Annotated in this window: 21 protein-coding genes; 13 read left to right on the top strand and 8 right to left on the bottom strand. The window is 60.7% G+C overall.

Features of this window, described 5'->3' with window-relative positions:
• Positions 1 to 68: 68 nt before the first annotated feature.
• The 7 genes from VCA57_RS01050 to VCA57_RS01020 all read left to right on the top strand — a co-directional run bounded on the left by VCA57_RS01050 (position 69) and on the right by VCA57_RS01020 (position 6,971).
• Entirely contained in the window at positions 69 to 845 is a 777-nt protein-coding gene (locus VCA57_RS01050; RefSeq protein WP_411183098.1) for an ABC transporter ATP-binding protein, read from the top strand.
• Entirely contained in the window at positions 842 to 1,564 is a 723-nt protein-coding gene (locus tag VCA57_RS01045; RefSeq protein WP_324730701.1) for an ABC transporter ATP-binding protein, read from the top strand. The genes VCA57_RS01050 and VCA57_RS01045 overlap by 4 nt, the downstream gene beginning before the upstream one ends.
• A 102-nt stretch (positions 1,565 to 1,666) precedes the next feature.
• The gene (locus VCA57_RS01040) at positions 1,667 to 2,881 is read left to right on the top strand and encodes an ABC transporter substrate-binding protein (RefSeq protein WP_411183097.1); all 1,215 of its coding nucleotides are present in this window, start codon (positions 1,667 to 1,669) and stop codon (positions 2,879 to 2,881) included.
• A gap of 61 nt (positions 2,882 to 2,942) precedes the next feature.
• Complete coding sequence (locus VCA57_RS01035) at positions 2,943 to 3,830, top strand: branched-chain amino acid ABC transporter permease (RefSeq protein ID WP_411183096.1); 888 nt, start codon at positions 2,943 to 2,945, stop codon at positions 3,828 to 3,830.
• A 2-nt stretch (positions 3,831 to 3,832) separates the two neighbouring features.
• Positions 3,833 to 4,837 carry a branched-chain amino acid ABC transporter permease gene (locus VCA57_RS01030; RefSeq protein WP_411183095.1) on the top strand — a complete coding sequence of 335 codons (1,005 nt, stop codon included), beginning with the start codon at positions 3,833 to 3,835 and terminating at the stop codon, positions 4,835 to 4,837.
• A gap of 212 nt (positions 4,838 to 5,049) precedes the next feature.
• Complete coding sequence (locus tag VCA57_RS01025; RefSeq protein WP_411183094.1) at positions 5,050 to 6,318, top strand: OprD family porin; 1,269 nt, start codon at positions 5,050 to 5,052, stop codon at positions 6,316 to 6,318.
• Between the two features lie 260 nt (positions 6,319 to 6,578).
• On the top strand, positions 6,579 to 6,971 hold the full coding sequence (locus VCA57_RS01020; RefSeq protein WP_411183093.1) for a MerR family transcriptional regulator: 393 nt from the start codon (positions 6,579 to 6,581) through the stop codon (positions 6,969 to 6,971).
• Between the two features lie 18 nt (positions 6,972 to 6,989).
• On the opposite strand, the gene VCA57_RS01015 is transcribed toward VCA57_RS01020, so the two are convergent.
• The 7 genes from VCA57_RS01015 to VCA57_RS00985 form a co-directional block, all read right to left on the bottom strand.
• Positions 6,990 to 7,643, bottom strand: coding sequence for a TetR/AcrR family transcriptional regulator (locus VCA57_RS01015; RefSeq protein ID WP_411183092.1), 654 nt, complete (start codon positions 7,641 to 7,643; stop codon positions 6,990 to 6,992).
• A gap of 244 nt (positions 7,644 to 7,887) precedes the next feature.
• On the bottom strand, positions 7,888 to 9,039 hold the full coding sequence (locus VCA57_RS01010) for an acyl-CoA dehydrogenase family protein (protein WP_411183091.1): 1,152 nt from the start codon (positions 9,037 to 9,039) through the stop codon (positions 7,888 to 7,890).
• A 43-nt stretch (positions 9,040 to 9,082) separates the two neighbouring features.
• Positions 9,083 to 10,159 carry an enoyl-CoA hydratase/isomerase family protein gene (locus VCA57_RS01005; RefSeq protein WP_411183090.1) on the bottom strand — a complete coding sequence of 359 codons (1,077 nt, stop codon included), beginning with the start codon at positions 10,157 to 10,159 and terminating at the stop codon, positions 9,083 to 9,085.
• Positions 10,156 to 11,070 carry a 3-hydroxyisobutyrate dehydrogenase gene (gene mmsB / locus VCA57_RS01000; RefSeq protein ID WP_411183196.1) on the bottom strand — a complete coding sequence of 305 codons (915 nt, stop codon included), beginning with the start codon at positions 11,068 to 11,070 and terminating at the stop codon, positions 10,156 to 10,158. The genes VCA57_RS01005 and mmsB overlap by 4 nt, the downstream gene beginning before the upstream one ends.
• Positions 11,071 to 11,079: 9 nt before the next feature.
• On the bottom strand, positions 11,080 to 11,853 hold the full coding sequence (locus VCA57_RS00995; RefSeq protein WP_411183089.1) for an enoyl-CoA hydratase: 774 nt from the start codon (positions 11,851 to 11,853) through the stop codon (positions 11,080 to 11,082).
• Positions 11,854 to 11,896: 43 nt separating this feature from the next.
• Positions 11,897 to 13,405, bottom strand: a complete 1,509-nt coding sequence (locus tag VCA57_RS00990) for a CoA-acylating methylmalonate-semialdehyde dehydrogenase (RefSeq protein WP_411183088.1) — start codon at positions 13,403 to 13,405, stop codon at positions 11,897 to 11,899.
• A 95-nt stretch (positions 13,406 to 13,500) separates the two neighbouring features.
• On the bottom strand, positions 13,501 to 15,204 hold the full coding sequence (locus tag VCA57_RS00985) for an AMP-binding protein (RefSeq protein ID WP_411183087.1): 1,704 nt from the start codon (positions 15,202 to 15,204) through the stop codon (positions 13,501 to 13,503).
• Between the two features lie 249 nt (positions 15,205 to 15,453).
• Between VCA57_RS00985 and VCA57_RS00980 the strand changes: the two genes are divergently transcribed.
• From VCA57_RS00980 to VCA57_RS00955, 6 genes are all read left to right on the top strand, one after another.
• Positions 15,454 to 16,404 (top strand): LysR family transcriptional regulator, encoded by a 951-nt coding sequence (locus tag VCA57_RS00980; protein WP_411183086.1) that lies wholly within the window; start codon positions 15,454 to 15,456, stop codon positions 16,402 to 16,404.
• 343 nt (positions 16,405 to 16,747) lie between these two features.
• The gene (locus VCA57_RS00975; RefSeq protein WP_411183195.1) at positions 16,748 to 17,773 is read left to right on the top strand and encodes an AraC family transcriptional regulator; all 1,026 of its coding nucleotides are present in this window, start codon (positions 16,748 to 16,750) and stop codon (positions 17,771 to 17,773) included.
• Between the two features lie 159 nt (positions 17,774 to 17,932).
• Complete coding sequence (locus VCA57_RS00970; RefSeq protein ID WP_411183085.1) at positions 17,933 to 19,567, top strand: acyl-CoA synthetase; 1,635 nt, start codon at positions 17,933 to 17,935, stop codon at positions 19,565 to 19,567.
• Between the two features lie 31 nt (positions 19,568 to 19,598).
• On the top strand, positions 19,599 to 20,366 hold the full coding sequence (locus tag VCA57_RS00965) for a 3-hydroxyacyl-CoA dehydrogenase (RefSeq protein WP_411183084.1): 768 nt from the start codon (positions 19,599 to 19,601) through the stop codon (positions 20,364 to 20,366).
• Between the two features lie 85 nt (positions 20,367 to 20,451).
• Positions 20,452 to 21,639, top strand: coding sequence for an acetyl-CoA C-acyltransferase (locus VCA57_RS00960; protein WP_411183083.1), 1,188 nt, complete (start codon positions 20,452 to 20,454; stop codon positions 21,637 to 21,639).
• 14 nt (positions 21,640 to 21,653) lie between these two features.
• Complete coding sequence (locus tag VCA57_RS00955) at positions 21,654 to 22,781, top strand: acyl-CoA dehydrogenase family protein (RefSeq protein WP_411183082.1); 1,128 nt, start codon at positions 21,654 to 21,656, stop codon at positions 22,779 to 22,781.
• Between the two features lie 160 nt (positions 22,782 to 22,941).
• On the opposite strand, the gene VCA57_RS00950 is transcribed toward VCA57_RS00955, so the two are convergent.
• Entirely contained in the window at positions 22,942 to 23,871 is a 930-nt protein-coding gene (locus tag VCA57_RS00950; protein WP_411183081.1) for a LysR family transcriptional regulator, read from the bottom strand.
• Positions 23,872 to 24,027: the final 156 nt, after the last annotated feature.

Below are 24,027 nucleotides of genomic sequence, written 5' to 3'. Positions count from 1 at the left end.
TTACGTAAAGGTAATATCGTCAGTAGCGCCATAACCGAATAAAAACAATCAAGGTTAGAGGGCTTCACATGTCACCAGAGTTCGTGTTGGAAACACGCGGTCTGACCAAGGAATTTCGCGGCTTCACCGCTGTGGACTCGGTCGATCTTCATGTGCAGAAGGGGCACATCCATGCCTTAATCGGACCCAATGGGGCCGGCAAAACCACGGTGTTCAACCTGCTCAGCAAGTTCCTCGCGCCCACTAGCGGCGAGATTATCTATCAGGGCAAGCCAATCACCGCTCTGCAGCCGAACCAGATCGCCCGTCTCGGCCTGGTGCGCTCCTTCCAGATTTCCGCGGTATTCGGTCACATGAGCGTGATGGAAAATGTCCGCGTGGCTCTGCAGCGTAAGCTGGGCAATTCCTTTCACTTCTGGAAGTCAGAGCGCAGTCTCGAGACCCTCAACGAGCGTGCCCTGCAGATGCTCGACGAGGTGGGCTTACTCGAATACGCCGATACCCTGACCGTCGAACTACCTTATGGCCGTAAGCGTGCGCTTGAGTTGGCCACTACCTTGGCGCTTGACCCTGCCGTGCTGTTGCTCGACGAGCCGACCCAAGGCATGGGCGGTGAGGACGTGGAAATGGTCATCGGCCTGGTTCGCCGCGCTGCAGTGGGCCGTACCGTGTTGATGGTCGAGCACAACCTCAGTGTGGTCAGTCAGCTGTGCGACCGCATCACGGTGCTGGCTCGTGGCGCGATCCTCGCCGAAGGCGACTACGCCAGCGTGTCCGCCAACCCTCTGGTGCGCGAGGCCTACCTGGGCAGCGAAGCGGCCGTCAGCGAGGAGGCCAGCGCATGAGCAGTCTGCATAGCCCCGATTACGAGCAATTGCGGGTCAGCGACCTGCATGCCTTTTACGGCGAGTCGCACATTCTGCATGGCATTGACCTGCTGGTGCGTCGCGGCGAACTGGTGACCTTGCTCGGGCGCAACGGCTCGGGCCGTTCCACCACCCTGCGCGCGATTATGAACATGGTGGGGCGGCGCACCGGTTCGATCGTGATCAACGGCAATGAAACCCTCGGTATCGCCGCGCACCTTATTCCGCGTCTGGGCGTTGGCTTTTGCCCGGAAGAACGCGGCATTTTCGCCAGCCTCAATGTCGAGGAGAACCTGCTCTTGCCACCCATGGTACGCAGCGGCGGCATGAGCCTCGATGACATCTACGAGATGTTCCCCAATCTCTATGAGCGGCGTTTCAGCCAAGGTACGCGGCTGTCCGGCGGCGAGCAGCAGATGCTGGCCATGGCCCGCATCCTGCGCACCGGCGCCAATCTGTTGCTGCTCGACGAGATCACCGAGGGCCTGGCTCCGGTGATCGTGCAGAAACTCGCCGAGGTGTTGATCAAGCTCAAGAACAAGGGCCTGACCATCGTATTGGTGGAGCAAAACTTCCGCTTCGCCGCCCCGTTGGCAGATCGGCATTACCTGATGGATCACGGGCAAATCGTCGAGGAAATCAGCGCTGCCGAACTGTCATCCAAGCAAGAACTGCTACATCGCTGTCTAGGCGTCTAAACCCAGTTTCACCCTCGAAATATGTAGTACGGCGTGGCCCATGCACGCCGGATCGGGGTTGCTTTGCCCAGCACAACAACAATAACTGTGGAAGGTAACGAGATGAATCTGTTCCAGAAGACTGCAAGCACCATCCTCGCCACCAGCCTGATTGCCAGTGCCGCTCAGGCGCAGATCAGCGACGACGAAATTCGCATCGGCTACCTGGCCGATATGTCCGGTACTTATCGCGACCTCTCTGGCCCAGGCGGACTGGAAGCACTAAAAATGGCGGTCGAGGATTTCGGTGGCCAGGTTGATGGTAAGAAGATTGTGATTTTCAGTGCTGACGACCTGAACAAACCGGATGTCGGTGCTAATACCGTTAGGCAGTGGGTCGATGAGCGCAATGTCGACATGGTCACTGGCCTGGTCGCTTCGTCAGTAGTTCTGGCGGCGAGCCAGGTGGTCGAGCAGGCCGGCAAGTTGGCGCTGATTTCCGGTGCCGCAGCCTCCAGCATTACCAACGAATTCTGTTCGCCCAACCACATCCACTGGACCTACGACTCCTACGCGCTGGCCAACGGTACGGCCAAGGCAGTGTTGGCCAATGGCGGCAAGAGCTGGTTTATCCTGACCGCCGACTATGCCTTTGGCCATGCCATGGAAGCTGACATCACCAAGGTGGTCAATGCCGATGGCGGCAAGGTGTTGGGCACCGTACGCCACCCATTCCCGAGCAGTGATTTCTCCTCATACATCCTTCAAGCCCAGGGCTCCGGTGCCGATGTGATCGCCCTGGCCAATGCCGGTGCCGATACCGTCAATTCGCTGATGACCGCCAGCCAGTTCGGCGTTACCCAGTCCGGTCAGACGCTGGCCGGCATGGTGGTATTCCTCAACGACATTCATGCCATGGGCCTGGACGTGACCCAAGGCCTGATGCTGACCACCGGTTGGTACTGGGACCTCAACGAGGAAACCCGCGCCTGGGCCAAACGCTATGAAGAACGCTTTGGTAGCAAGCCAGGCATGGTGCCGGCGGGTATCTACTCGGCGACCATGCATTACCTGAACGCGATCAAGGCCACCGGCAGCGACGAGTCGCAGACAGTGCGCGCACAGATGATGGCGACGCCGGTCAACGACATGTTCGCGAAAAACGGCAAGATCCGCGCTGATGGCCGCATGGTCCACGATATGTACCTGGCCCAGGTGAAAACCCCGGCTGAGTCGAAGGGCGCTTGGGATCTGTACAAGATCGTCCGCACCATTCCGGGTGACGAAGCCTTCCGCCCGCTGGCCGAGAGCAAATGCAAGCTGCTGTCGCAGAACTGATTGAACTCATCACCCGGCTGCCTACAGCCGGGTGTCACTGACTTTCAGCGGGTGGTAACTCATGACTATGGTATTCGGCATACCGCTGAGCGTATTGCTCGGCCAGCTGTTGCTTGGGCTAATCAATGGCTCTTTCTATGCCTTGCTCAGCCTGGGTCTGGCGATCATTTTCGGTCTGCTGCGGATCATCAACTTCGCCCATGGCGCTCAGTACATGCTGGGAGCATTTGCTGCCGTACTCGGCCTCAACTACCTGGGCATTAACTATTGGATGGCGCTGATTCTGGCCCCGTTATTGGTCGGCGCGCTCGGCATGCTTATCGAGCGTGGTCTGCTGCGTCGCATCGCTGGCGAGGATCACCTCTATGGTTTGCTGCTGACCTTTGGCCTGGCGCTGATCGTCGAGGGTTGTTTCGTCAAGCTATTCGGTGTGTCCGGCGCGTCCTACCCGATGCCCGAGCTGCTCAAGGGCGGTTACAACCTTGGCTTTATGTTCCTGCCTACCTACCGCGCCTGGGTGGTGGTTGCAGCAATCGTGGTGTGCTTGTTCACCTGGTACATGATTGAGCGCACCCGGCTTGGCTCTTACCTGCGGGCCGGCACTGAAAACCCCAAGTTGATGCAGGCTTTCGGTATCAACGTACCGCTGCTGATTACCCTGACTTATGGCTATGGCGCTGCACTGGCGGGATTGGCCGGGGTGTTGGCCGCGCCGATCTATTCGGTTACGCCGACCATGGGGGCCAATTTGCTGATCGTGGTGTTTGCCGTGGTGGTGATCGGTGGCATGGGTTCGATCATGGGCGCAATCGTCACGGGGCTGGCCATGGGCGTGATTGAGGGGCTGACCAAGGTGATCTATCCGGAAGCGGCCAACACCATTGTGTTTCTGGTGATGGTGCTGGTGCTACTGGTTCGCCCGGCAGGACTGTTCGGGAAGGAGGCATAAGCATGAGTAATCTGCACATCAAACAGGCCAGCCAGCTTCTGCCTCCGCAAGTGGTACGCGAGCGCCAACAAGCAGCGCAGCGCCGCAAACTGTGGTTCTACCTAGCGCTGTTGGGCATCGCGTTGGTCGCGCCCTTGGCGGTATACCCGATCTTTCTGATGAAACTGCTGTGCTTCGCGTTGTTCGCCTGCGCCTTCAACCTACTGCTCGGCTATGCTGGCTTGTTGTCCTTTGGGCATGCCGCCTTTTTCGCCACCGGCGGCTATATCACCGGCTACTTACTGAGTGAGTACAGCGGTCTGGGCACAGAGCTGGGAATCCTCGCCGGCACCCTGGCGTCGGCCGCGCTCGGCTTGTTGTTCGGCTTGTTGGCGATTCGTCGTCAAGGCATCTACTTCGCCATGATTACTTTGGCGCTGGCGCAACTGGTGTTCTTCATCTTTGTCCAGGCGCCCTTTACCGGCGGTGAGAATGGTCTGCAAGGCGTGCCGCGTGGGCAGTTGTTCGGGCTGTTTGACCTGAATAACAACATGACCCTGTATTACTTCGTCCTTGCGGTGTTCATCGTTGGCTTTGCCATCATCCAGCGCACCATCCATTCACCCTATGGCCAGGTGCTGAAAGCGATCCGTGAGAACGAGCCACGGGCCATTTCCCTCGGCTACAACGTCGATGCACACAAACTGCTGGCCTTTGTTATTTCCGCAACCTTGACCGGCCTCGCGGGCTCGACCAAGACCGTGGTGTTCCAGCTGGCCTCGCTGACTGACGCGCACTGGCACATGTCCGGCGAGGTGATCCTGATGACCCTGCTCGGCGGCGTCGGCACCGTGCTCGGGCCGGTAGTTGGGGCCAGTGTGGTGATCACTTTACAGAGCTACCTGTCGAACGGCCCACTGGGTGAGTGGGTGCACGTGATTCTCGGGTCGATATTTGTCATCTGCGTGCTGCTGTTCCGAGTCGGCATCGTTGGTTGGGTGCTGAAACTGGCGAAACGTAACTTCTAAAACAAGCCTCCTGTTGTTTGCTCAAGGTGCGGCGCGTGAGCCGCACGGGGAGGCTGTTTGCCTGCTTTACGCCCTGCGAGTCATTGGTGGGGTTGTTTAGACGCCACGGGAAACCCCGTGGGTAATAGGTCGGTTGCTCGGCCGTCGCGGGTATTGCTTGGCAGTTGCTTGCTGGTGTTGCAGCACTACCCACCTAACAAGAAGAGAGATCTATGTACCTATTAAGACCCACCCAGGTATTTATGCTGTCCGGCTTTGCCGCCGCCATCGGCGTTTGCGCACCTGTTTCGGCCGCGCTAATCGCTGATAGCACGGCCGTGCTGGATACCCGCAACTTCTATATGAACCGCGATTTCCGTCAGGACAATGCGCCCCAGTCCAAGGCGGAGGAGTGGGCCCAGGGCTTTATGTTGCGCTTTGAGTCCGGCTATACCGAGGGGCCGATTGGCGTTGGTTTCGACGCCATCGGTTTGCTTGGGGTCAAGCTCGACTCCAGCCCGGATAGGGTCGGCACCGGCATTCTCAAGAGCGACCGTGAGGCACCCAAACGCGCTCAGGATGCCTACGGCGAGGCCGGTTTCACCGCCAAGCTGCGTGCATCGAACAGCACCCTCAAGCTAGGCACTTTGCAGCCAGTGTTGCCGGCTGTGATGCGCAACGACAGCCGTCTGCTGCCGGTGACCTTCCGTGGGGCATGGCTCAATAGCAACGAAGTAAAGGGGTTGAATCTCGACCTCGGCCGCCTCGACCGGATCAATCAGCGAGATTCCTCGGATAACCAGGAGATGACTGTTTACAACGGTAGCAAGCGCAATATCGTGCTGGGCAGCAGTAAAACCAGCGATGAGTTCCTGTTCGGCGGCGGTCGCTACCAATGGACCCCGCAACTGGCCACCAGCTACTACTACGGCGGTCTCGACGGTATCTACAAGCAGCACCTGGTCAATCTGGTGCACCAAATTCCACTGGGTGAGGGGCAGAGCTTCAAAACCGATATCCGCTACGCCCACTCCACTGATGACGGTGGCAGCAACGTCGACAACGACGCCTTCGGCGCGTTGTTCAACTACCGCCTCGGTGGTCATGGCTTTACCGCTGGCTACCAGCACATGAGCGGCGACACCGGCTTTGCCTACATTGCCGGCGCCGACAACGCGCTGATCAACCTTGTGCAGATTAATGACTTCGGTAACCAAGACGAACGTTCCTGGCAGCTGCGCTACGACTTCGACTTCGCGTCTGTGGGGATTCCCGGGCTGAGCCTGATGACCCGCTATCTGTCTGGTGACAACGTCGATCGCGGTGCGGGCCTGAGTGAAGGTAAAACCTGGGAGCGCAACACCGATATCGCCTACGTGGTACAGAGCGGCCCGCTGAAAAACGTCGGCCTGCGTCTGCGTAACGCCACCACCCGCAGCAACTTCGGCAGCAACCTGGACGAGAACCGCTTTATCGTCAGCTACAGCTTGCCGCTTTGGTGAGGCCGGGCTAGTCGCTCAATTTGATTGCTCTCCGGTGTGAAGTTTACCGGGCCTTTGTGGCCCGGTTTTTTTGTCTGCCCCGTGACTTAGGCCCGGCTAGATTCAGCCCGCCCATCTGTACCGCCAGTAAGGCACTGTGCGAGCTGTCGCGTTGACGTTAACGTAATCTATTGTTAGCGTTCCACGGCTAATAGCCATGGCACCATGTCGCACGAGCCTCTGGGCGGCATGTTTCAAGGGCAATCGACCAAGGACCACGCATGACTGCCAAGACCTACAGCATTTCTGAACTGGCGCGCGAGTTGGATGTGACCACTCGGACCATTCGCTTCTATGAAGAGCAGGGCATGCTGTTGCCAACCCGTCGCGGCCAGGAGCGGATCTATACCGCCAAGGACCGGGTGGCACTAAAACTGATTTTGCGCGGCAAGCGCATTGGCTTCTCACTGGCCGAATGCAAAACCCTGATCGAGCTGTACGACCCGCAGGGCGACAACCGTAATCAGCTTGAGATCATGCTGGGCAAGATCGCCGAGCGGCGCCTTCAGCTGGAGCAGCAGTTGCTGGACATCGAGCAGATGCAGTTAGAACTGGATACGGCTGAAGAGCGTTGCCGCGCCGCTTTGCAAGGCGTTCCCTCAACAACGCAATAACCTCTTGGCTGGCAGCGCTCAGTGCTGGGTAGCCCGCAGCGCGCTGCGCAGTGCACTCAGCACCATGTCACGCAGCAACTCGTGGCGTGCCGTTGAATTCATCTCAGGCGTCTCGACCCAAGCCGGTAACTGATTGAGCAGGGCCAGAATGCCGCTTAATGCCGCGCGGCGGCTGTTGCCTAGTGGCTGCCCAGTAAAGCGCTCCACGCTTTCCTCTAACTGCTGCGCGTAGCGCGTGCGAAGCTCGCGGATGTGCGCCTGTTGCTCGCCGGCCAGGCAGTGACTGTCGTATTCAGCGAGACGAAAATACGCGCCCATGCTGTTGTGCAACTGCAAATGGGCGTCGATCAGGCCATGCAGCCGTTCGGTGGGTGTAGTGGCGCGCCGTTGAACCTGGCGGGCGCAGTGCAGCAGTTGTTCGTAGAGCTCCTCGATCAGCTCGAACAGCAGCACTTCCTTGCTTTCGATGTGGTTATAGAGGGAGCCTGGCCTGATGCCCAGGTGCTTGGCCAGATCGCGCATGCTGACAGTACTGAAACCGCGGCTGGCAAATAGGCTCAACGCCTTGAGGCGGGTGTCCTGGTAGCGCGTATTGCTGCCAGCGTTTATCAGTGGTCGCTGTGGCGCTGCTGGCGTAGCGAAGAGGGCGCAGAGTAATTGGGCGTCGCTCATGGCGTGATGGCTTCCATTGTTTGCGTTGCACTGGGCAACGTGTCGGTGCCCTAAACATTGACCTGTCGTCCGCGCAAAACCAAGGTCGCCGGCGCTCAGAATGACTGAGCGTTTTGGCCATAGCTTGGTGTAATGAGGGGAGGCTTAGCCCCGGTTACCAGCCATGAGCAAAACGCGGCGGCCAACTTCCGCCGCCCGCTGATTAAGGTTGCAGGCTGTGCTCGGCCTGACTGCTGGACTCTGCTTAAAGCGGGTAGTGCGCCAGTTCGCGAGCGATCAACAGGCGCTGGATCTCGCTGGAGCCTTCGTAGATCTGGGTGATGCGCGCGTCGCGGTAGTAGCGCTCCACCGGGTAATCCTCCAGATAGCCATAGCCGCCGTGAATCTGCAGCGCTTTGGAGCACACGCGCTCGGCCATCTCGGACGCGAACAGCTTGGCCTGCGATGCCTCCGACAGACAGGCATGCCCGGCACTCTTCAGGCGTGCCGCATGCAGGATCAGCAGGCGCGCGGCGTTGAGCTGGGTGTGCATGTCGGCGAGCATGTTGGCGATGCTCTGGTGCTCAGCAATCGGCTTGCCGAACTGGATACGCTCACGGGCATAACCCAGGGCGGCTTCGAAGGCGGCGCGGGCGATACCCAAAGCCTGGGCGGCGATACCGATACGTCCGCCTTCCAGATTGGACAGAGCAATGGCCAGGCCCTTGCCGCGCTCGCCGAGCATGTTGGCTTCGGCGATGGTGCAGTTATTCAGGGTGACCGCGCAGGTATCGGAGGCCTTGATGCCCATCTTGTGCTCGCTACGGTCGACGACAAAACCGGGGTTGTCGGTCGGCACTAGGAAGGCCGATAGACCCTTCTTGCCCAGATCCGGGTCGGTGACGGCGAAGACGATGGCCAGCTTGGCGCGTTTGCCGTTGCTGACGAATTGCTTGGCACCGTTGAGTACCCATTGGCCGCCCTGCAGTTCTGCACGTGTACGCAGGTTGTGTGCTTCGGAGCCGGCTTGTGGCTCGGTCAGGCAGAAGCAGCCAATCGCCTGGCCGCTGGCCAGTAGCGGCAACCAGCTATCTTGCTGTGTGGGGCTGCCGTATTTCAGCAACGGGCCACAGCCGACTGAGTTGTGGATGCTCATCAACGCGCCAAGTGCGCCGTCACCAGCGGAGATTTCTTCCACGGCCAGGGCGTAAGCCACATAGTCGGTGTAGCTGCCGCCCCAGGTGTCCGGGACGACCATGCCGAGCAAACCCAGTTCACCCATCTGCGCCACCACGGCGTCATCAATCCAGCCGGATTTTTCCCACGCCTGAGCATGCGGGGCGACTTCGCTGCGGGCGAAGTCGCGGGCCATATCGCGGATCATGCATTGTTCTTCGGTCAATTGGCTGTTGTGCATTGCGCTGCTTTCCTCTGTTCAGGTCGCACCATTGCGGCACTCTTTAGGTGGTGCTGGCTAACGTGGGGAGGTCCTTGAAGAAGGCCTGCACCCGCTGCGGATCAAGCTCGGCCAGGGTGGCTGGGTTCCAGTGTGGTGTTTTGTCTTTGTCGATGATCAGTGCGCGGATGCCTTCGATCAAGTCGCCGTGTTCGAACCATTGGTGGTCCAGGTGCAGCTCCTGCGCGAAGCAATCATTCAGCGTCAGCTGCTGACCGCGCTGCAGCAACTCCAGCGTTACCGCCATGGCAAGCGGCGAGCGACTGTCGAGCACCTTTACGGTGTCTTGCGCCCAGGCCTGCAGCTCAGGGTGATTTTCGCTCATCAGGGCCGCGCGAATCGCCGCCAGGTTGGGCAGGGCAAAGTGCTCATCGATAGCCTGGCGCAGGGCGCTGAGCTTAGCAGCGGGCAGCTCGCTGCAGGTCATGCTGTCGAGCACCTGCTGCAAACTCTCCAACGCTGGTGCCGACCAGCTCAGCGTGTCCAGCATCTGGTCGAATTCGCTCAGTCGCTCGCTGGCCAGGCAATGGTCGGCTAGGCCCGCGTAGAGTGCGTCGGCAGCACCCACATGGAGGCCGGTAAGGCCCAGATAAAAGCCGAGTCGGCCAGGTAGCCGGGGCAGGAAGTAACTGCCGCCGACATCCGGGAAGAAGCCGATGCTGACTTCCGGCATGCCCATCTTCACCCGCTCGCTGACTACTCGCAGGGTGGCCGCCTGGGCTAGGCCCATGCCACCGCCGAGGACGAAACCATCGAGCAGCGCCAGCACCGGCTTGGGGTAAGCATGCAGGTACTGGTCGAGGGCGTATTCCTCTGCGAGAAACACCTCGTGCTGCTTGCTGCCCGAGGTGTGGCTGTCGTACAGCATGCGAATATCGCCGCCGGCGCAGAAGGCTTTTTCACCATTGCCACGCAAGACCACAGCGAGCACTTGGTCATCCTGTTCCCAGGCCTGCAAGTGCTGCTGGAGCAAGCGCACCATGGGCAGGGTCAGGGTGTTGAGACCGCTCGGGCGATTGAGCGTGAGGTGACCGATGCGGTTGCGTACATCAGCCAGGATCACCGTTTCGCCGCTGTTCATGCTTCGCTGTCCCGGCGATAGAGCTTGATGATTGCCGAGAAATCCAGTCCACCATTACCTTGCTGGCTGAAGCTCTGGTACAGCTGCTGGGCGGCGGCGCCGAGCATGACTGGCTGGCGTACGTGCTTAGCTGCCTCGGTCGCCAAACCAAGGTCTTTGAGCATCAGATCGGTGCCGAAACCGCCGCTGTAGCCTCGCGAGGCGGGGGCATTTTCCAGCACACCGGGGAACGGATTGTTGATTTCCGAGCTCCAGCAACGGCCACTGGAGGTATTGATGATGCCTGCCAGTACCTTGGCGTCCATGCCCAAGGCCACACCGAGGGCCATGGCTTCGGCGACGCCGACCATGGAGATGCCGAGCAGCATGTTGTTGGCGATCTTGGCCACCTGGCCGTTGCCGCTGGCGCCGCAGTGAACGAGGTTTTTACCCATGGCTGAGAGAATGGACCCCGCTTGCTCAAAGGCACTGGCTGAGCCGCCCACCATAAAGGTCAGGGTGCCAGCTGCAGCACCACCGGTGCCGCCGGAAACCGGCGCATCGAGCATGGGATTGCCTTGGGCGAGGGCCAGCGTCGCCACTTCGCGGGCTGTGAGCGGATCAATGGTCGAGCAGTCGATCAACAGCACGCCTTGGCCGACATGCGCTAACAAGCCGTCTTTACCCTGGTAAACCTGTTTTACCTGAGCCGCCGCCGGCAACATGGTGACGATGGCCTCGACCTTGGCTTGAGCCACCGCCGCGGGGGAGGCCGCAGCCGTGGCACCAGCCTCTACAAGGGTGGCGACAGCTTGGGCGCTGGGGTCGAACACGGTGACGCGGTGGCCTGCTTTGAGCAGGTTGCGGGCCATTGGGCCGCCCATGTTGCCGAGACCAAGAAAACCGATATGCATGGTGGATACCTCTGTAATTAGGTTGGCTCAGCGGTGCTGAAACAGCGGTTGGCGTTTTTCCACGAAGGCGCGCATGCCTTCCTTCTGGTCATGGCTGGCGAACAGCGAATGGAATACCCGCCGCTCGAAGCGCACCCCCTCGCTGAGGCCAAGCTCGAAGGCGCGGTTGACGCATTCCTTGACCAGCATGCTGGCCGGCAGCGATTTAGCCGCAATACCTTGGGCCACCTTCAGGGTCTGCTCCAGTAGCTCGGCAGCGGGGAAGATTTGCGCCACCAAACCAGCCTGTTCGGCTTCGGCGGCGAGCAGATGACGGCCGGTCAGGCACAGCTCCATGGCCTTGGCTTTGCCCAGGGCATGGGTCAAGCGTTGGGTGCCGCCGATTCCGGGAATCACCCCGAGGCTCAGCTCAGGCAAGCCGAAGCGGGCGTTGTCGGCGGCATAAATGAAGTCGCACATCAGCGCCAGTTCGCAACCACCGCCCAAGGCGTAGCCAGCGACCGCCGCAATTAGCGGTTTGCGCCGATTGCCGATGCGATCAGCGGCGGCGAAGAAGTCGTCGAGGTAGATCGACGGGTATTCCTTGTCGACCATCTCCTTAATGTCGGCGCCAGCGGCGAAGGCCTTGGCCGAACCGGTGATAACCATACAACCGACCTCTGGGTCGGCTTCCAGGCGGTCGAGCACCAGGTTGAGTTCGCTGATCAACTGGCTGTTCAGCGCATTAAGTGCTTGCGGTCGGTTGAGGGTGATCAGGCCGACTCGTTCGCGTACCTCGACCAGCAGGGTTTGATAGTCCATAGGCATGTCTCCAAAGGGCCGGCGCAATGCCGGCCCGGCAACCTTATTTGAGGGTGATGGTGGTGTTGACCACGGCGCTGCTGTCGTCCTCGTCGAACCAGCGCTGGGTGACCGTTTTGGTCTGGGTGTAGAAGGTCACCACTTGCTTGCCGTAAGGGCCTAGGTCGCCGAGTTTGGAGCCGCGCGAACCGGAGAAGGAAAACAACGGGACCGGAACCGGGATCGGCACGTTGATACCGACCTGGCCGACGTCGATTTCTTCCTGGAAGTGTCGCGCCGCCGCGCCAGAGCGGGTGAACAGTGCGGTGCCGTTACCGTTCGGGTTGGCGTTGATCAGCTCGATAGCCTCGTTGAGGTTGGCGGCGTGCATGATGCACAGCACCGGGCCGAAGATTTCTTCGCGGTACACCGACATTTGCGGCGTAACACCGGAGAAGATCGTCGGACCGACGAAGTTGCCGTCCTGATAGCCGGGCACCGTCGGGTTGCGGCCATCCAGTTCGAGCGTGGCGCCTTCTTCAATGCCACTGGCGATCAGGCTGTTGATTCGATCCAGCGCCGCGCAGGAGATCACCGGGCCGATATCGGTGCCAGGCTCGGTGCCGCCATTGATCTTGAGGGTCTTGGTGCGCTCGATCAGGTCCGGCAGCCAGGTCTGCGCTTCACCCACCAGGATCACCACTGGCAGGGCCATGCAACGCTGGCCGGCAGCACCGAAGGAGGCTCCCAACAGGCTATTCAACGTCTGCTGTTGGTTGGCATCAGGCAGCACGATGGCGTGGTTTTTCGCCCCCATCATGCACTGCGCGCGTTTGCCGTTCTGCGTGGCACGGTTGTAAACATGGGTGCCGACCTTGGTCGAGCCGACAAAGGACACAGCCTTGATGTCTGGGTGATCGCAAATCAGGTTCACCGCCTCGACGCCGCCGTGGATGACGTTGAGCACACCCTTGGGTACGCCGGCCTCCAGCGCCAACTCAACCAGGCGCATGGTCACCAATGGGTCCTGCTCGGACGGCTTGAGCACGAAGGTGTTGCCGGTGGCGATGGCCATGGGGAACATCCACAGCGGGATCATCGCCGGGAAGTTGAACGGGGTGATGCCGGCGCACACGCCCAGTGGTTGCATCAGGGTGTAGGTGTCGACGCCACTGGCGACGTTGTTGGCCAATTCACCCATCTGCAGGTTGCCGATGCTGGCGGCGTGCTCGACCACTTCGAGGCCGCGAAAAACGTCGCCCTCGGCGTCCGGCAAGGTTTTGCCCTGCTCGGCGGTGAGGATCGCCGCCAGTTCCTTCATGTTCTCGCGGATCAGTTGCTGGTACTTGAGGAAGATCCTCGCACGTGCGCCGATTGGGGTTTTGCGCCAGGTTTTGAAGGCTTCAGCGGCGCTTGCCACGGCGGCGTTCATTTCATCGGCAGTGGCGAAGGGCACGCGCGCCAATACTTCCTGGGTGGCTGGGTTGACGACATCGCGCCACTCGGTGGTCTTCGATTCAACGAATTCGCCATTGATGAGCAGCTTGACGGTGGGGATGCTAGAAACGGTCATAGTCGTGGCCTGCCTGATTTTGTTGGTTCGAATAAAGCCCTCGGCCTGCTTGGCCGAGCGGTGAGGTCGGAGAGAGCCGGCGGGCCGGCCCGGTTTCAGCTCTTGAGCAGCTGGAAGTCGTCTTCGAAGTGTTCCTGCGGTCCGCGGTTGTCACCTTGGCGGCGCTGCACTTCCATCTGTCGCAGTTCCACCCGACGGATCTTGCCGGAGATGGTTTTGGGTAATTCGCTGACAAACTCGATGCGCCGCACACGCTTGTAGGGCGCCAGGTGCTCGCGGGCGAAGGCAAGAATGTTCTCGGCCAGTTCGGCACTGCCGGGTTGGTCGTGGGCCAGAATCAGAAACGCCTTGGGTACGGCTAAACGCACGGGGTCGGGGCTGGGTACCACGGCCACTTCCATCACGGCGGGGTGCTCGATCAACGCGCTCTCTAGCTCGAAGGGGCTGATGCGGTAGTCGGAGGCCTTGAATACGTCATCGGCGCGGCCAACAAAGGTGATATAGCCGTCGGCGTCGATGGCTGCGGTATCACCGGTACGGTAGAAACCGTCCCGCATCACTTCGGCGGTTTTCTCAGGGCTGTCTTCGTAACCGAGCATCAGGCCCAGTGGATGCGGGGCCAGCGGTAGGGCGACTTCGCCTTCGCTGGCAGGCGCGCCATCCGGGTTGAGCATGGCCACGCTGTAGCCGGGTAACGGACGGCCCATGGAGCCGGGTTTGAGCGGCTGACCGGGCGTGTTGCCAACCAGCGCGGTGGTTTCCGACTGGCCAAAGCCGTCCCGCAGCGACAGGCCCCAGGCGTGCTGGATTTGCTCGATGATCTCCGGGTTGAGCGGCTCGCCGGCGCCGACCAGTTCGCGTAGGCGTAGGCGCTCGCGGCAGCCGGCCAGATCTTCCTGAATCAACATGCGCCACACCGTGGGCGGGGCGCACAGGCTGGTGATGCCATAGCGCTCCAGCACCTCGAGCAGTGCTGTGGCACTGAAGCGCGCCGTGTTGTGGATGAACACACAGGCACCCGCGTTCCACGGAGCGAATAAGCAACTCCAGGCATGCTTGGCCCAGCCCGGCGAGGAGATATTCAGGTGCAGGTCGCCCGGCTGCAGGCCAATCCAATACATAGTCGACAGGTGGCCAACTGGATAACTCTGGTGGCTGTGCAGAACCATCTTCGGCTTGCTGGTGGTGCCGGAGGTGAAATACAGCAGCAACGGATCGCTGGCTTTGGTGATGCCTGTAGCGTGGAACTGGCTGGGATAGTCGACGGCATTGGCGTGATTGATCCAACCGCTAACGTTCTCGCCTACGCAAATGCGGGTGCAGCCTTGGGCTTGCTCAGCAAATTTGTCGGTGTGGTTGCTGCCCACTACCAGGTGACGCACTCCGCCTCGCTCGATACGGTCGCGAAGGTCGTCGGCGGTAAGCAGGGCGGTGGCTGGGATCACCACAGCGCCGAGTTTGAAGGCCGCGAGCATGGTTTCCCACAGGGCAATATGGTTGCCCAACATCAACAGAATGCGCTCACCGCGCCGAACACCCAGGTGGCGCAGGTGGTTGGCCACGCGATTGGAGCTTTCGGCCAAATCGGCAAAGCTGTAACGCTGTTCGCTGCCGTCCTCCTCGACAATCCACAGCGCTGGCGCTTGGTTGCCCGCTGCCATGTTGTCGAAATAGTCCAGCGCCCAGTTGAATGTGTCGAGCTGCGGCCAGCGGAAGTCGCGCACGGCGGTGGCATAGTCACTGCGGTGGGTCAGCAGGAAGTCGCGGGCAGCGAGAAAGGGGATGCAGTTGCTATTCATGAATCTGGCCCTGTTTTGTTGTTGTAGGGACTGGCCTGATGCCCGGTTAGACCAGGCTTGTGGATTGAGTATAGGTAGGCATTTGCGCAGTAAGAAGGCGTAAATAAACCGAATGGATATGCATAAATATAATATTTGAGATGGCTCGATCAGCCGGTTATTTAGCCAAATCGGCCTCGCCAAGGCGGGTTGCTCGGGGTATATCTGTGCATATTTACGACGACCACCCTTGAAAGTAGGCGAATGCATATGCAAAAAAATATGGTTGGCGAGAAGCTGAATTGGGATGACCTGCGCTTCTTTCTTGAAGTGGCGCGGACCCGCACCGCCAGCGCAGCGGCCCGACGCCTAGGAGTGGACTACACCACGGTGTCGCGGCGTATCCGCACCCTGGAGCAAAGCCTCGGTGCTCTGCTGTTCGAGAAATCGCGCTCGACCGGTTTTACCCTCACCGTAGAGGGCCAGCGCCTGCTGGGCTATGCGGAAACCCTGGAAAGCACCTTGCTGGCTGCCTGCGAGCAGGTATCCGGCACACGCCAGGGGCTCTCCGGACACCTGCGCATCGCCAGTACCGAAGCGTTCGGCTGCTGGTTTGTCAGCACCCAGATGAGTGGCTTTCTTGAGCGCTACCCGCACATCTCCCTGGACATCCTGCCGGTGCCACACTTCGTCAGTCTGTCGCGGCGCGAGGCGGATATCGCCATCACCCTGGAGCGCCCTGAGCGCGGGCCCTACGTCTGCTCCAAGCTCTGCGACTATCGCCTGCGTATCTACGCCACGCCAGGCTACCTGGCCGGCCATGCACCGATCCATACGCGCGAGGACCTGGCGGACCACCCCTTCGTCACCTATGTCGATGATCTGGCATTCAGCTCCAGGTTGCTCTACCTCAACGATCTACTCCCCGGTGCCACCAGCCACCTGCGCAGCACCAGCGTGATTGCCCAATACCACGCCACTCTGCAAGGACGGGCCATGGCTATTCTGCCGTGTTTCCTGGCCGGGCCAGATCAGCGCCTGTGCGAAGTGTTGCCGGATCAGGTCGATATCATTCGTCAGTTTTGGCTCTCGTACAGCGAAGACCTGCGCAAGCTAAAACGCGTGACGCTGGCCGCCGAGTACCTGCGCGCTTGCGCAGATATCAATCGTCCGCTCCTGATGGGCGAGTCGAGCGAAATGCACTACCTGGCCATGGAGTAGGTGCATCGCACCTGTGATTCAGGCAGTGCGATAGCCCTGTGCCGAGCCAAGCAGGGCGAGTGTTTTGGCATAGAAGAGGGCGTTTGATCGAGTCAAACGCGCGCTAGCTGAATTGCCGCCGAGGCCTTGATATAGCTTGCCGTTAACGTAAAGTTTGGCTGGTTTTACACCTGGCTCCCAACGCGCAGTAGACCCCATTACCCGTACAGAAAGGCACGTGATGCATCAGCCCAGCCATACCCGTGACCCTCAAGACCAGGCCTTGGAGGGCGAACAGATCGATAGTAGCGCCGCTGCGTTGCTAGATAGATCGGCCGTTGCTGGTGACGCTGGGGCAGTGGGCATGCCAGCGAACCCGGTCGAGAAGGGCACCATTTCCGTGCACTTGGTTGGTGAGGCCCTGCAACAGTGGCGCGCTCAGGGTCAGGACTGTGACACCTTGCTGACCCAAGCCGGCATCCCCCCAGTATTGCTCAACAAACCCTATGCGAGGGTTTCCGCGCAGGCTTATGCGCGCCTGTGGCTGGGGTTGTCCAAGACGATGGACGACGAGTTTTTTGGCATGAACCCGCGACGGATGAAGTCTGGCAGCTACGCGTTCATGGCCACTACGGCGTCACGCGAGCCGACTCTGGGTGCGGCCCTGGACACCGCTTTGGCGTTTCTCGGGCTGGTATTTGATGGCCTGACTCCGCGTCTGGAACGCCAAGGCGGGATGGCCGCTATCGTCATCGACGAACCTGCAGGGCAAGCCTGTCGGGCGTTTGGCTGTTTCACTCTGTGGATGATCGTGCATGGGCTGGCCTGCTGGCTGGTGGGACGACGCATCCCGATCCTGGCGGTGGAACTGCACTGCCAAGCACCGGACTATCTCGAAGATTACCGGGTGATGTTCAGCAGCAACTTGCGCTTTGCCCGGCCGCGCAGTCGCTTGTTGTTCAATGCCGAGTGTTTGCAGCAGCCGCTACGGCGCAGCGAGCGCGAGCTCAAGCGATTCCTCGCCGGCGCGCCGGCCAACATTCTGGTGCGCTACCGTGATCCGCGCAGCCATACGGCGCGGATCAAGGTCTACCTGCGTAACCTCAAAGCAGAGCGTTGGCCGGATTTTGAGGCGCTCTCCAGTCACTTTTTCATGGCCCCGTCGACCCTACGGCGCAAGCTCGCCCAAGAGGGCCAGTCATACCAAGGGCTCAAGGACCAAGTACGACGCGACCAGGCCATCGCTCGGTTGGACAGCGGGGAGGGCAACTTCACTGAGCTGGCCTTCGAGCTTGGCTTTGCCGACAGCAGCGCTTTCTACAAAGCATTCAAAAAATGGACCGGCATTACCCCAGGGCAGTACCGCGCACTGATGCATCCAGAGCAATAGAGGCTGTAAAAACGCCCGTCTCCCGATGGTGCTGGCTATTTCCAGAGCCTCTGCGCGCAGTTGTCCAAATCGCTCAGGCTGATAGACGCCTGTCGACATTGTCGCCGTCAGCCTGCAACGCGACTATTTCAGGACAACAACAAAACGAGAGTTACCGACATGCAGGATTATCTGAGCGCTGCTCGCGACTTCGATTTGCCCAGTACGGCCGCCACGACCCTGACGGGTTCCCTCGACGCCCTCAACGCCTGTATTGAGTGCTGTGATCGGCATGCCTTGCCGGGGCGCATCGCGTTGTTCTGGGAAAGCCGCGACGGCAGCAGCGCCAGCTACACCTTCTGTGAGTTGCAGAAACAGGCGTCGCGCTTCGCCAACTACCTCCATGCTCAGGGCGTACGCCCCGGTGATTGCGTGGCGGGCATGCTGCCGCGCAACGTTGAGTTGCTGATCACCATTCTCGGCACTTGGCGTCTGGGCGCGGTTTACCAGCCGCTGTTTACGGCGTTTGGTCCCAAGGCTATCGAGCATCGCTTACAGGGTTCCGGCGCCAAGGTGGTAGTGACTGACGGGGCCAACCGCGGCAAGTTCGATGAGGTCGAAGATGCACCGCTACTGGTTACCGTCGCCGGTGCCAAGGGCCAAGGTATCCAGCGCGGTGACTTCAGCTTCTGGGCCGAGCTGGAGCGCCATTCTGACGAGTTCGAGCCGGTGCTGCGCTCGGCCGAAGACCCATTTCTGATGATGTTCACCTCCGGCACCACTGGCCTGGCTAAACCGGTGTTGGTGCCGCTCAAGGCGATCCTGGCCTTCGTTGGCTACATGCGCGAGGCGGTCGACCTGCGCCCCGAGGATGCTTTCTGGAACCTGGCCGACCCGGGTTGGGCCTACGGCCTCTACTATGCGGTGACCGGTCCGTTGGCCATGGGGCATCCAACCACCTTTTACGAAGGGGCGTTCACGGTGGAAAGTACCTGCCGGATTATCCGCAAGTACGGCATCACTAATCTGGCCGGCTCACCGACTGCTTATCGCTTACTGTTGGCCGCCAAGGCGCAGGTTGAGCCTTTACTTCGCGGGCACTTACGCGCGGTCAGCAGTGCCGGCGAGCCCTTGAGCCCTGAGGTGATCCGCTGGTTCGCCGACGGTTTGGCCACCACGATTCACGATCATTACGGCCAGACTGAGTTGGGCATGGTGCTGTGCAATCACCATGCGCTGGCCCATCCGGTACGTCTCGGCGCTGCGGGTTTCGCCATGCCTGGGCACCGTGTGGTGGTGCTGGACGAACAGCATTGTGAGCTGCCGCACGGCCAGCCGGGCATCCTCGCGCTGGACCGGGCGCGTTCGCCGTTGTTCTGGTTTCCCGGTTATCAAGGTATGCCGACCAAGGCTTTCGTCGGCGATTACTACCTCAGCGGCGACACCGTCGAGCTGAACGAGGACGGCAGCATCAGCTTCGTTGGTCGCAGTGACGACGTGATTACTACCTCTGGCTACCGGGTCGGCCCGTTCGATGTAGAGAGCGCGCTGATCGAACATCCAGCGGTAATCGAGGCCGCTGTAATCGGCAAGCCGGACCCGGAGCGCACCGAGCTGGTCAAGGCCTTCGTCGTCCTGCATCCGCAGTTTCGCGCCGACGCCGCGCTGGCCGAGGAACTCAAACTGCATGTGCGCAAACGTCTGTCGGCGCATGCCTACCCGCGTGAGGTTGAGTTCGTCGCCGAGCTGCCGAAGACCCCCAGCGGCAAGATCCAGCGCTTTCTCCTGCGCAACCAGGAAATCGCTAAGGCCTAGGCGGCCGTCAACTGAACAAGGAACCACAAGCATGCATATCGAAGACCGGGTATTTCTAATCACCGGGGGTAGTTCCGGGCTGGGTCTGGCCACTGCCCAAGTGCTGATCGGCCAGGGCGCCAAGGTGTTACTGGCTGACATTAATGCTGAGGCCGGCGAGGCGCGTGCCGCAGAGCTAGGCAGCAATGCCCGCTTCGTGCAGACAGACATCATTCGCGAGGAAGACGGCCGCCGTGCGGTGGCCGCGGCGCTGCAGGCCTTTGGCGGCCTGCATGGGCTGATTAACTGTGCCGGTGTGGCACCGGCGGAGAAGATTCTAGGAAGGGGTGGCGTGCATGGCCTGGACAGTTTCAGTCGGGTCATCCAGATCAACCTGATCGGCAGCTTCAACATGCTGCGTCTGGCCGCTGAGGCCATGGCTGAGGGCGAACCGAACGCGCAGGGCGAGCGTGGAGTGATCATCAATACTGCCTCGGTTGCCGCCTTCGATGGGCAGATGGGCCAGGCCGCCTACGCGGCGTCCAAGGGCGGTGTGGCCGCCCTGACCCTACCAGCCGCGCGCGACTTAGCCCGCTCCGGCATCCGCGTTATGTGCATCGCCCCAGGCATCTTCGAAACGCCGATGATGGCCGGCATGCCGCAGGAGGTGTACGACTCGCTGGCCGCCAACGTGCCGTTCCCGCCGCGTCTGGGCCGCCCGAGTGAATACGCCGCGCTGGTGCGACACATCATCGAGAACCCGATGCTCAATGGCGAGGTCATCCGCCTGGATGGGGCTTTGCGCATGGCTGCTAAATAAAACGCTGCAATGAATTTGAAAGGGTGGCTCGCCTGCTGGTTGGGCCACCGAGACTACTTAGGTTATGTGGGGTAAGCAGATGTCCATGAATTCCGATCCGGTCGTTATCGTCAGTGCCGCACGCACGCCTATGGGCGGCTTCCTCGGCGACTTTAAGGATGTCACCGCCGCACAACTCGGCGCTGCGGCGATCCGCGCCACCCTCGAACGCGCTGGCTTGGCCAGCGATGCGGTGGATGAGGTGATCATGGGCTGCGTGCTCCAGGCCGGCCAAGGCCAGGCACCAGCGCGTCAGGCGGCACTGGGCGCAGGCCTGAGCCAGGGCACGGTGTGTTCGACAGTCAATAAGATGTGCGGCTCGGGCATGAAGGCGGCGATGTTCGGCCATGACTTGCTGCTCGCCGGCAATGCCGAGGTGGTAATCGCCGGTGGCATGGAGAGTATGTCCAACGCGCCTTATCTGCTGGAGCGGGCGCGCAGCGGTTACCGTATGGGCCATGGCCGGGTGCTCGACCACATGTTCCTCGACGGCCTCGAAGACGCCTACGACAAAGGCCGGTTGATGGGCACTTTTGCTGAGGACTGCGCCGAGGCTTATGGCTTCACCCGTGAGCAGCAGGACGCCTTTGCCATCGCCTCATTGACTCGCGCACAGCACGCTATCAGTAGCGGGCGTTTCAATAGCGAAATCGTCGCAGTGGAGGCCAAGGCCGGCCGCGAGTCGCGTCTGATTGACTGTGACGAGCAGCCGCCCAAGGCGCGCCCGGACAAGATCCCGACCCTCAAACCGGCCTTTCGCGAGGGTGGCACGGTGACGGCGGCCAATGCCAGTTCGATCTCTGACGGCGCGGCCGCGCTGCTGTTAATGCGCCTGTCCGAGGCGGAGAAACGTGGCCTGACCCCGCTGGCCGCGATCCGTGGGCATGCCACTTTCGCCCATGCCCCTGGGCTGTTCGCCACCGCACCGGTTGGTGCCCTGCAACGCTTGATGAAGCGCACCGGCTGGGACGTCGGCCAGATCGACCTGTTCGAGATCAACGAGGCCTTCGCTGTGGTGCCGATGGCGGCCATGCGCGACCTCGATATACCCCACGACAAGCTCAACGTACATGGCGGTGCTTGTGCCCTTGGTCATCCCATTGGTGCGTCTGGCGCACGGGTACTGGTGACCCTGCTTAGCGCGTTGCGCCAGCACGACCTCAAACGCGGCGTCGCATCGCTGTGCATCGGCGGCGGCGAAGCCACGGCCATGGCCATCGAGTTGCTCAACTGAACCGGGAGAACGCCATGATTCCTTCAGAACAAGATTTGCAAATCCGCGACATGGCCCGTCAGTTCGCCCAAGAGCGGTTGAAACCCTTCGCCGCCGATTGGGACCGCGAGCACCGCTTTCCGGCCGAAGCCTTGCGTGAGATGGGTGAGCTCGGCTTTATGGGCATGCTGGTGCCGGAAGACTGGGGCGGAGCGCAGACCGGCCACTTGGCTTACGCCATGGCTCTGGAGGAAATCGCCGCTGGCGATGGTTCCTGCTCGACCATCATGAGCGTGCACAACTCGGTGGGCTGCATGCCGATCCTCAAATACGGCAGTGCAGAACAGAAGCAGCGCTTTCTCCAGCCGTTGGCCGAAGGCAAGATGCTCGGCGCCTTCGCCCTTACCGAGCCCCAGGCCGGTTCTGATGCCAGCGACCTGCGCACCCGCGCACGGCGCGACGGCGAGCACTATGTGCTCAATGGCAGCAAGCAGTTCATCACCTCGGGTAGCCATGCCGGCATGGTGATTGTCTTCGCCGTGACCGATCCGGCAGCCGGCAAGAAGGGCATCAGCGCCTTTGTCGTGCCTACCGATACGCCCGGCTACTCGGTGGTGCGGGTCGAAGAAAAACTCGGCCAGCATGCCTCGGACACCTGCCAGATCCAGCTTGATGAGCTGCGACTTCCGGCCAGTTTGCGCTTGGGTGAGGAGGGCGAGGGATATCGTATTGCCCTCGCTAACCTGGAGGGTGGACGCATTGGTATCGCCGCGCAGGCCGTTGGCATGGCGCGAGCGGCGTTCGAGGCGGCGCGCGACTACGCCCATGAGCGGATCACGTTCGGCAAACCGATCATCGAGCACCAGGCGGTAGCGTTTAGGCTGGCTGATATGGCCACCCAGATTGCCGTGGCGCGGCAGATGGTGCATCACGCCGCGAGCCTGCGCGAGGCTGGCGTGGCCTGTTTAACCGAGGCGTCGATGGCCAAGTTATTCGCCTCGGAGATGGCCGAGCGGGTCTGCTCGGCAGCTATCCAGACGCTGGGAGGTTACGGCTATCTCAAAGACTTTCCGCTTGAGCGCATTTACCGTGATGTGCGCGTATGCCAAATCTACGAGGGTACGAGTGACGTGCAGCGAATGGTAATTGCCCGCAGCCTCTGATCTGTACGTCTGCCTATAAAGCACTGGGGCTGACCAGCAATTCGGCGGTAACGCCATGCTGGCTTGCAGCAGTGTATGGCGTTAGCCGCAGGCATTACGCCACACGGTCCTGTGTGGTGCGGTGAACGAGCAGGCTGCATCATTCACTTTGCGGGGCGGCTCAAGGTTTTACTGCCGCCCTGGCCTCCTGAGCCGTGGCCTGTTGGGAAATTTCGATAATCTGCTCGCGCATCCAGCGGTTGGCCGGGTCCTGGTCGGTGCTTTCATGCCAGTAAATATGCGTTTCCAGCGGCGTCATATCCTTGACCGGCAGCTCGACAAAATGCAGGTCGTTACGCCGGGCGAAGCGCTCTGGCACGGTCATGACCATGTCGGTGTTCTGCAGCACGGTGGTGGCCATCAGGTAATGCTGTGAGCGCAGGGCAATCTTGCGCTGCATACCCATGCGGCCCAAGGCCAAGTCGACATGACCGAGGCCACTACGCCGGCTGGAGATATGGATATGGGTCATGGCCATGTATTCGTCGAGGCTGATTTTTTCCTTGGCCATGGGGTGGCCACGGCGCATGGCGCAGACGTAGCGGTCTTCCATCAGCTTAACGTGACGTACCTGTGGGTCCGTGTTGAGCGGGGCATCCACGGCAAAGTCCAGGCGGCCGGCGGCCAGTTCTTTAGTGGTTTCGCGGCGGCGCGCCAGCATGCTTTCGATATTCACATTCGGCGCCATGCGTCGCAGGCGCTGAAACAGCGGCGGCAGCACAATCGCCTCGGTGAGGTCGGTCATGCTGATGCGGAAGGTTTTGTTGGCCTGGGCCGGGTTAAAGATGCGGCTTTCCTGCACGGAGATGCGCAGTTGCTGCAGTGCATTGCGTACCGGGGCAATGATGTTTTGCGCCATAGGCGTAGGCACCATGCCTTGGGCCGTGCGCACAAATAGCGGGTCATTAAAGGTTTCGCGCAGCCGTGCCAGCGCATTGGACACTGCAGGCTGAGTAATGCCGACGATTTGCCCGGCGCGGGTCAGGTTGGCCTCGGTGTAGATGGCATCGAAGACGACAAAGAGGTTGAGGTCGACCTTGTTGAGATTCATGACGCACTCGCTCCGCAGGTTGTTGTTATGGGTGGATCATATATCGGTGATGAATGTTTATACACGGCGAGAATAGATTAGGTAAATCTTAAGCGCTGTTCTAGCATCATTTCTACTTCACCGAACTCCCTCACACTCAGCGTCAGAAGGTAGCCA

The sequence above is a fragment of the Pseudomonas sp. genome, assembly GCF_046581935.1.
Classification (GTDB): domain Bacteria; phylum Pseudomonadota; class Gammaproteobacteria; order Pseudomonadales; family Pseudomonadaceae; genus Aquipseudomonas.
The sequence above is the reverse complement of the archived record's forward strand: the minus strand, read 5'-3'. Positions and strand labels throughout refer to the sequence as shown.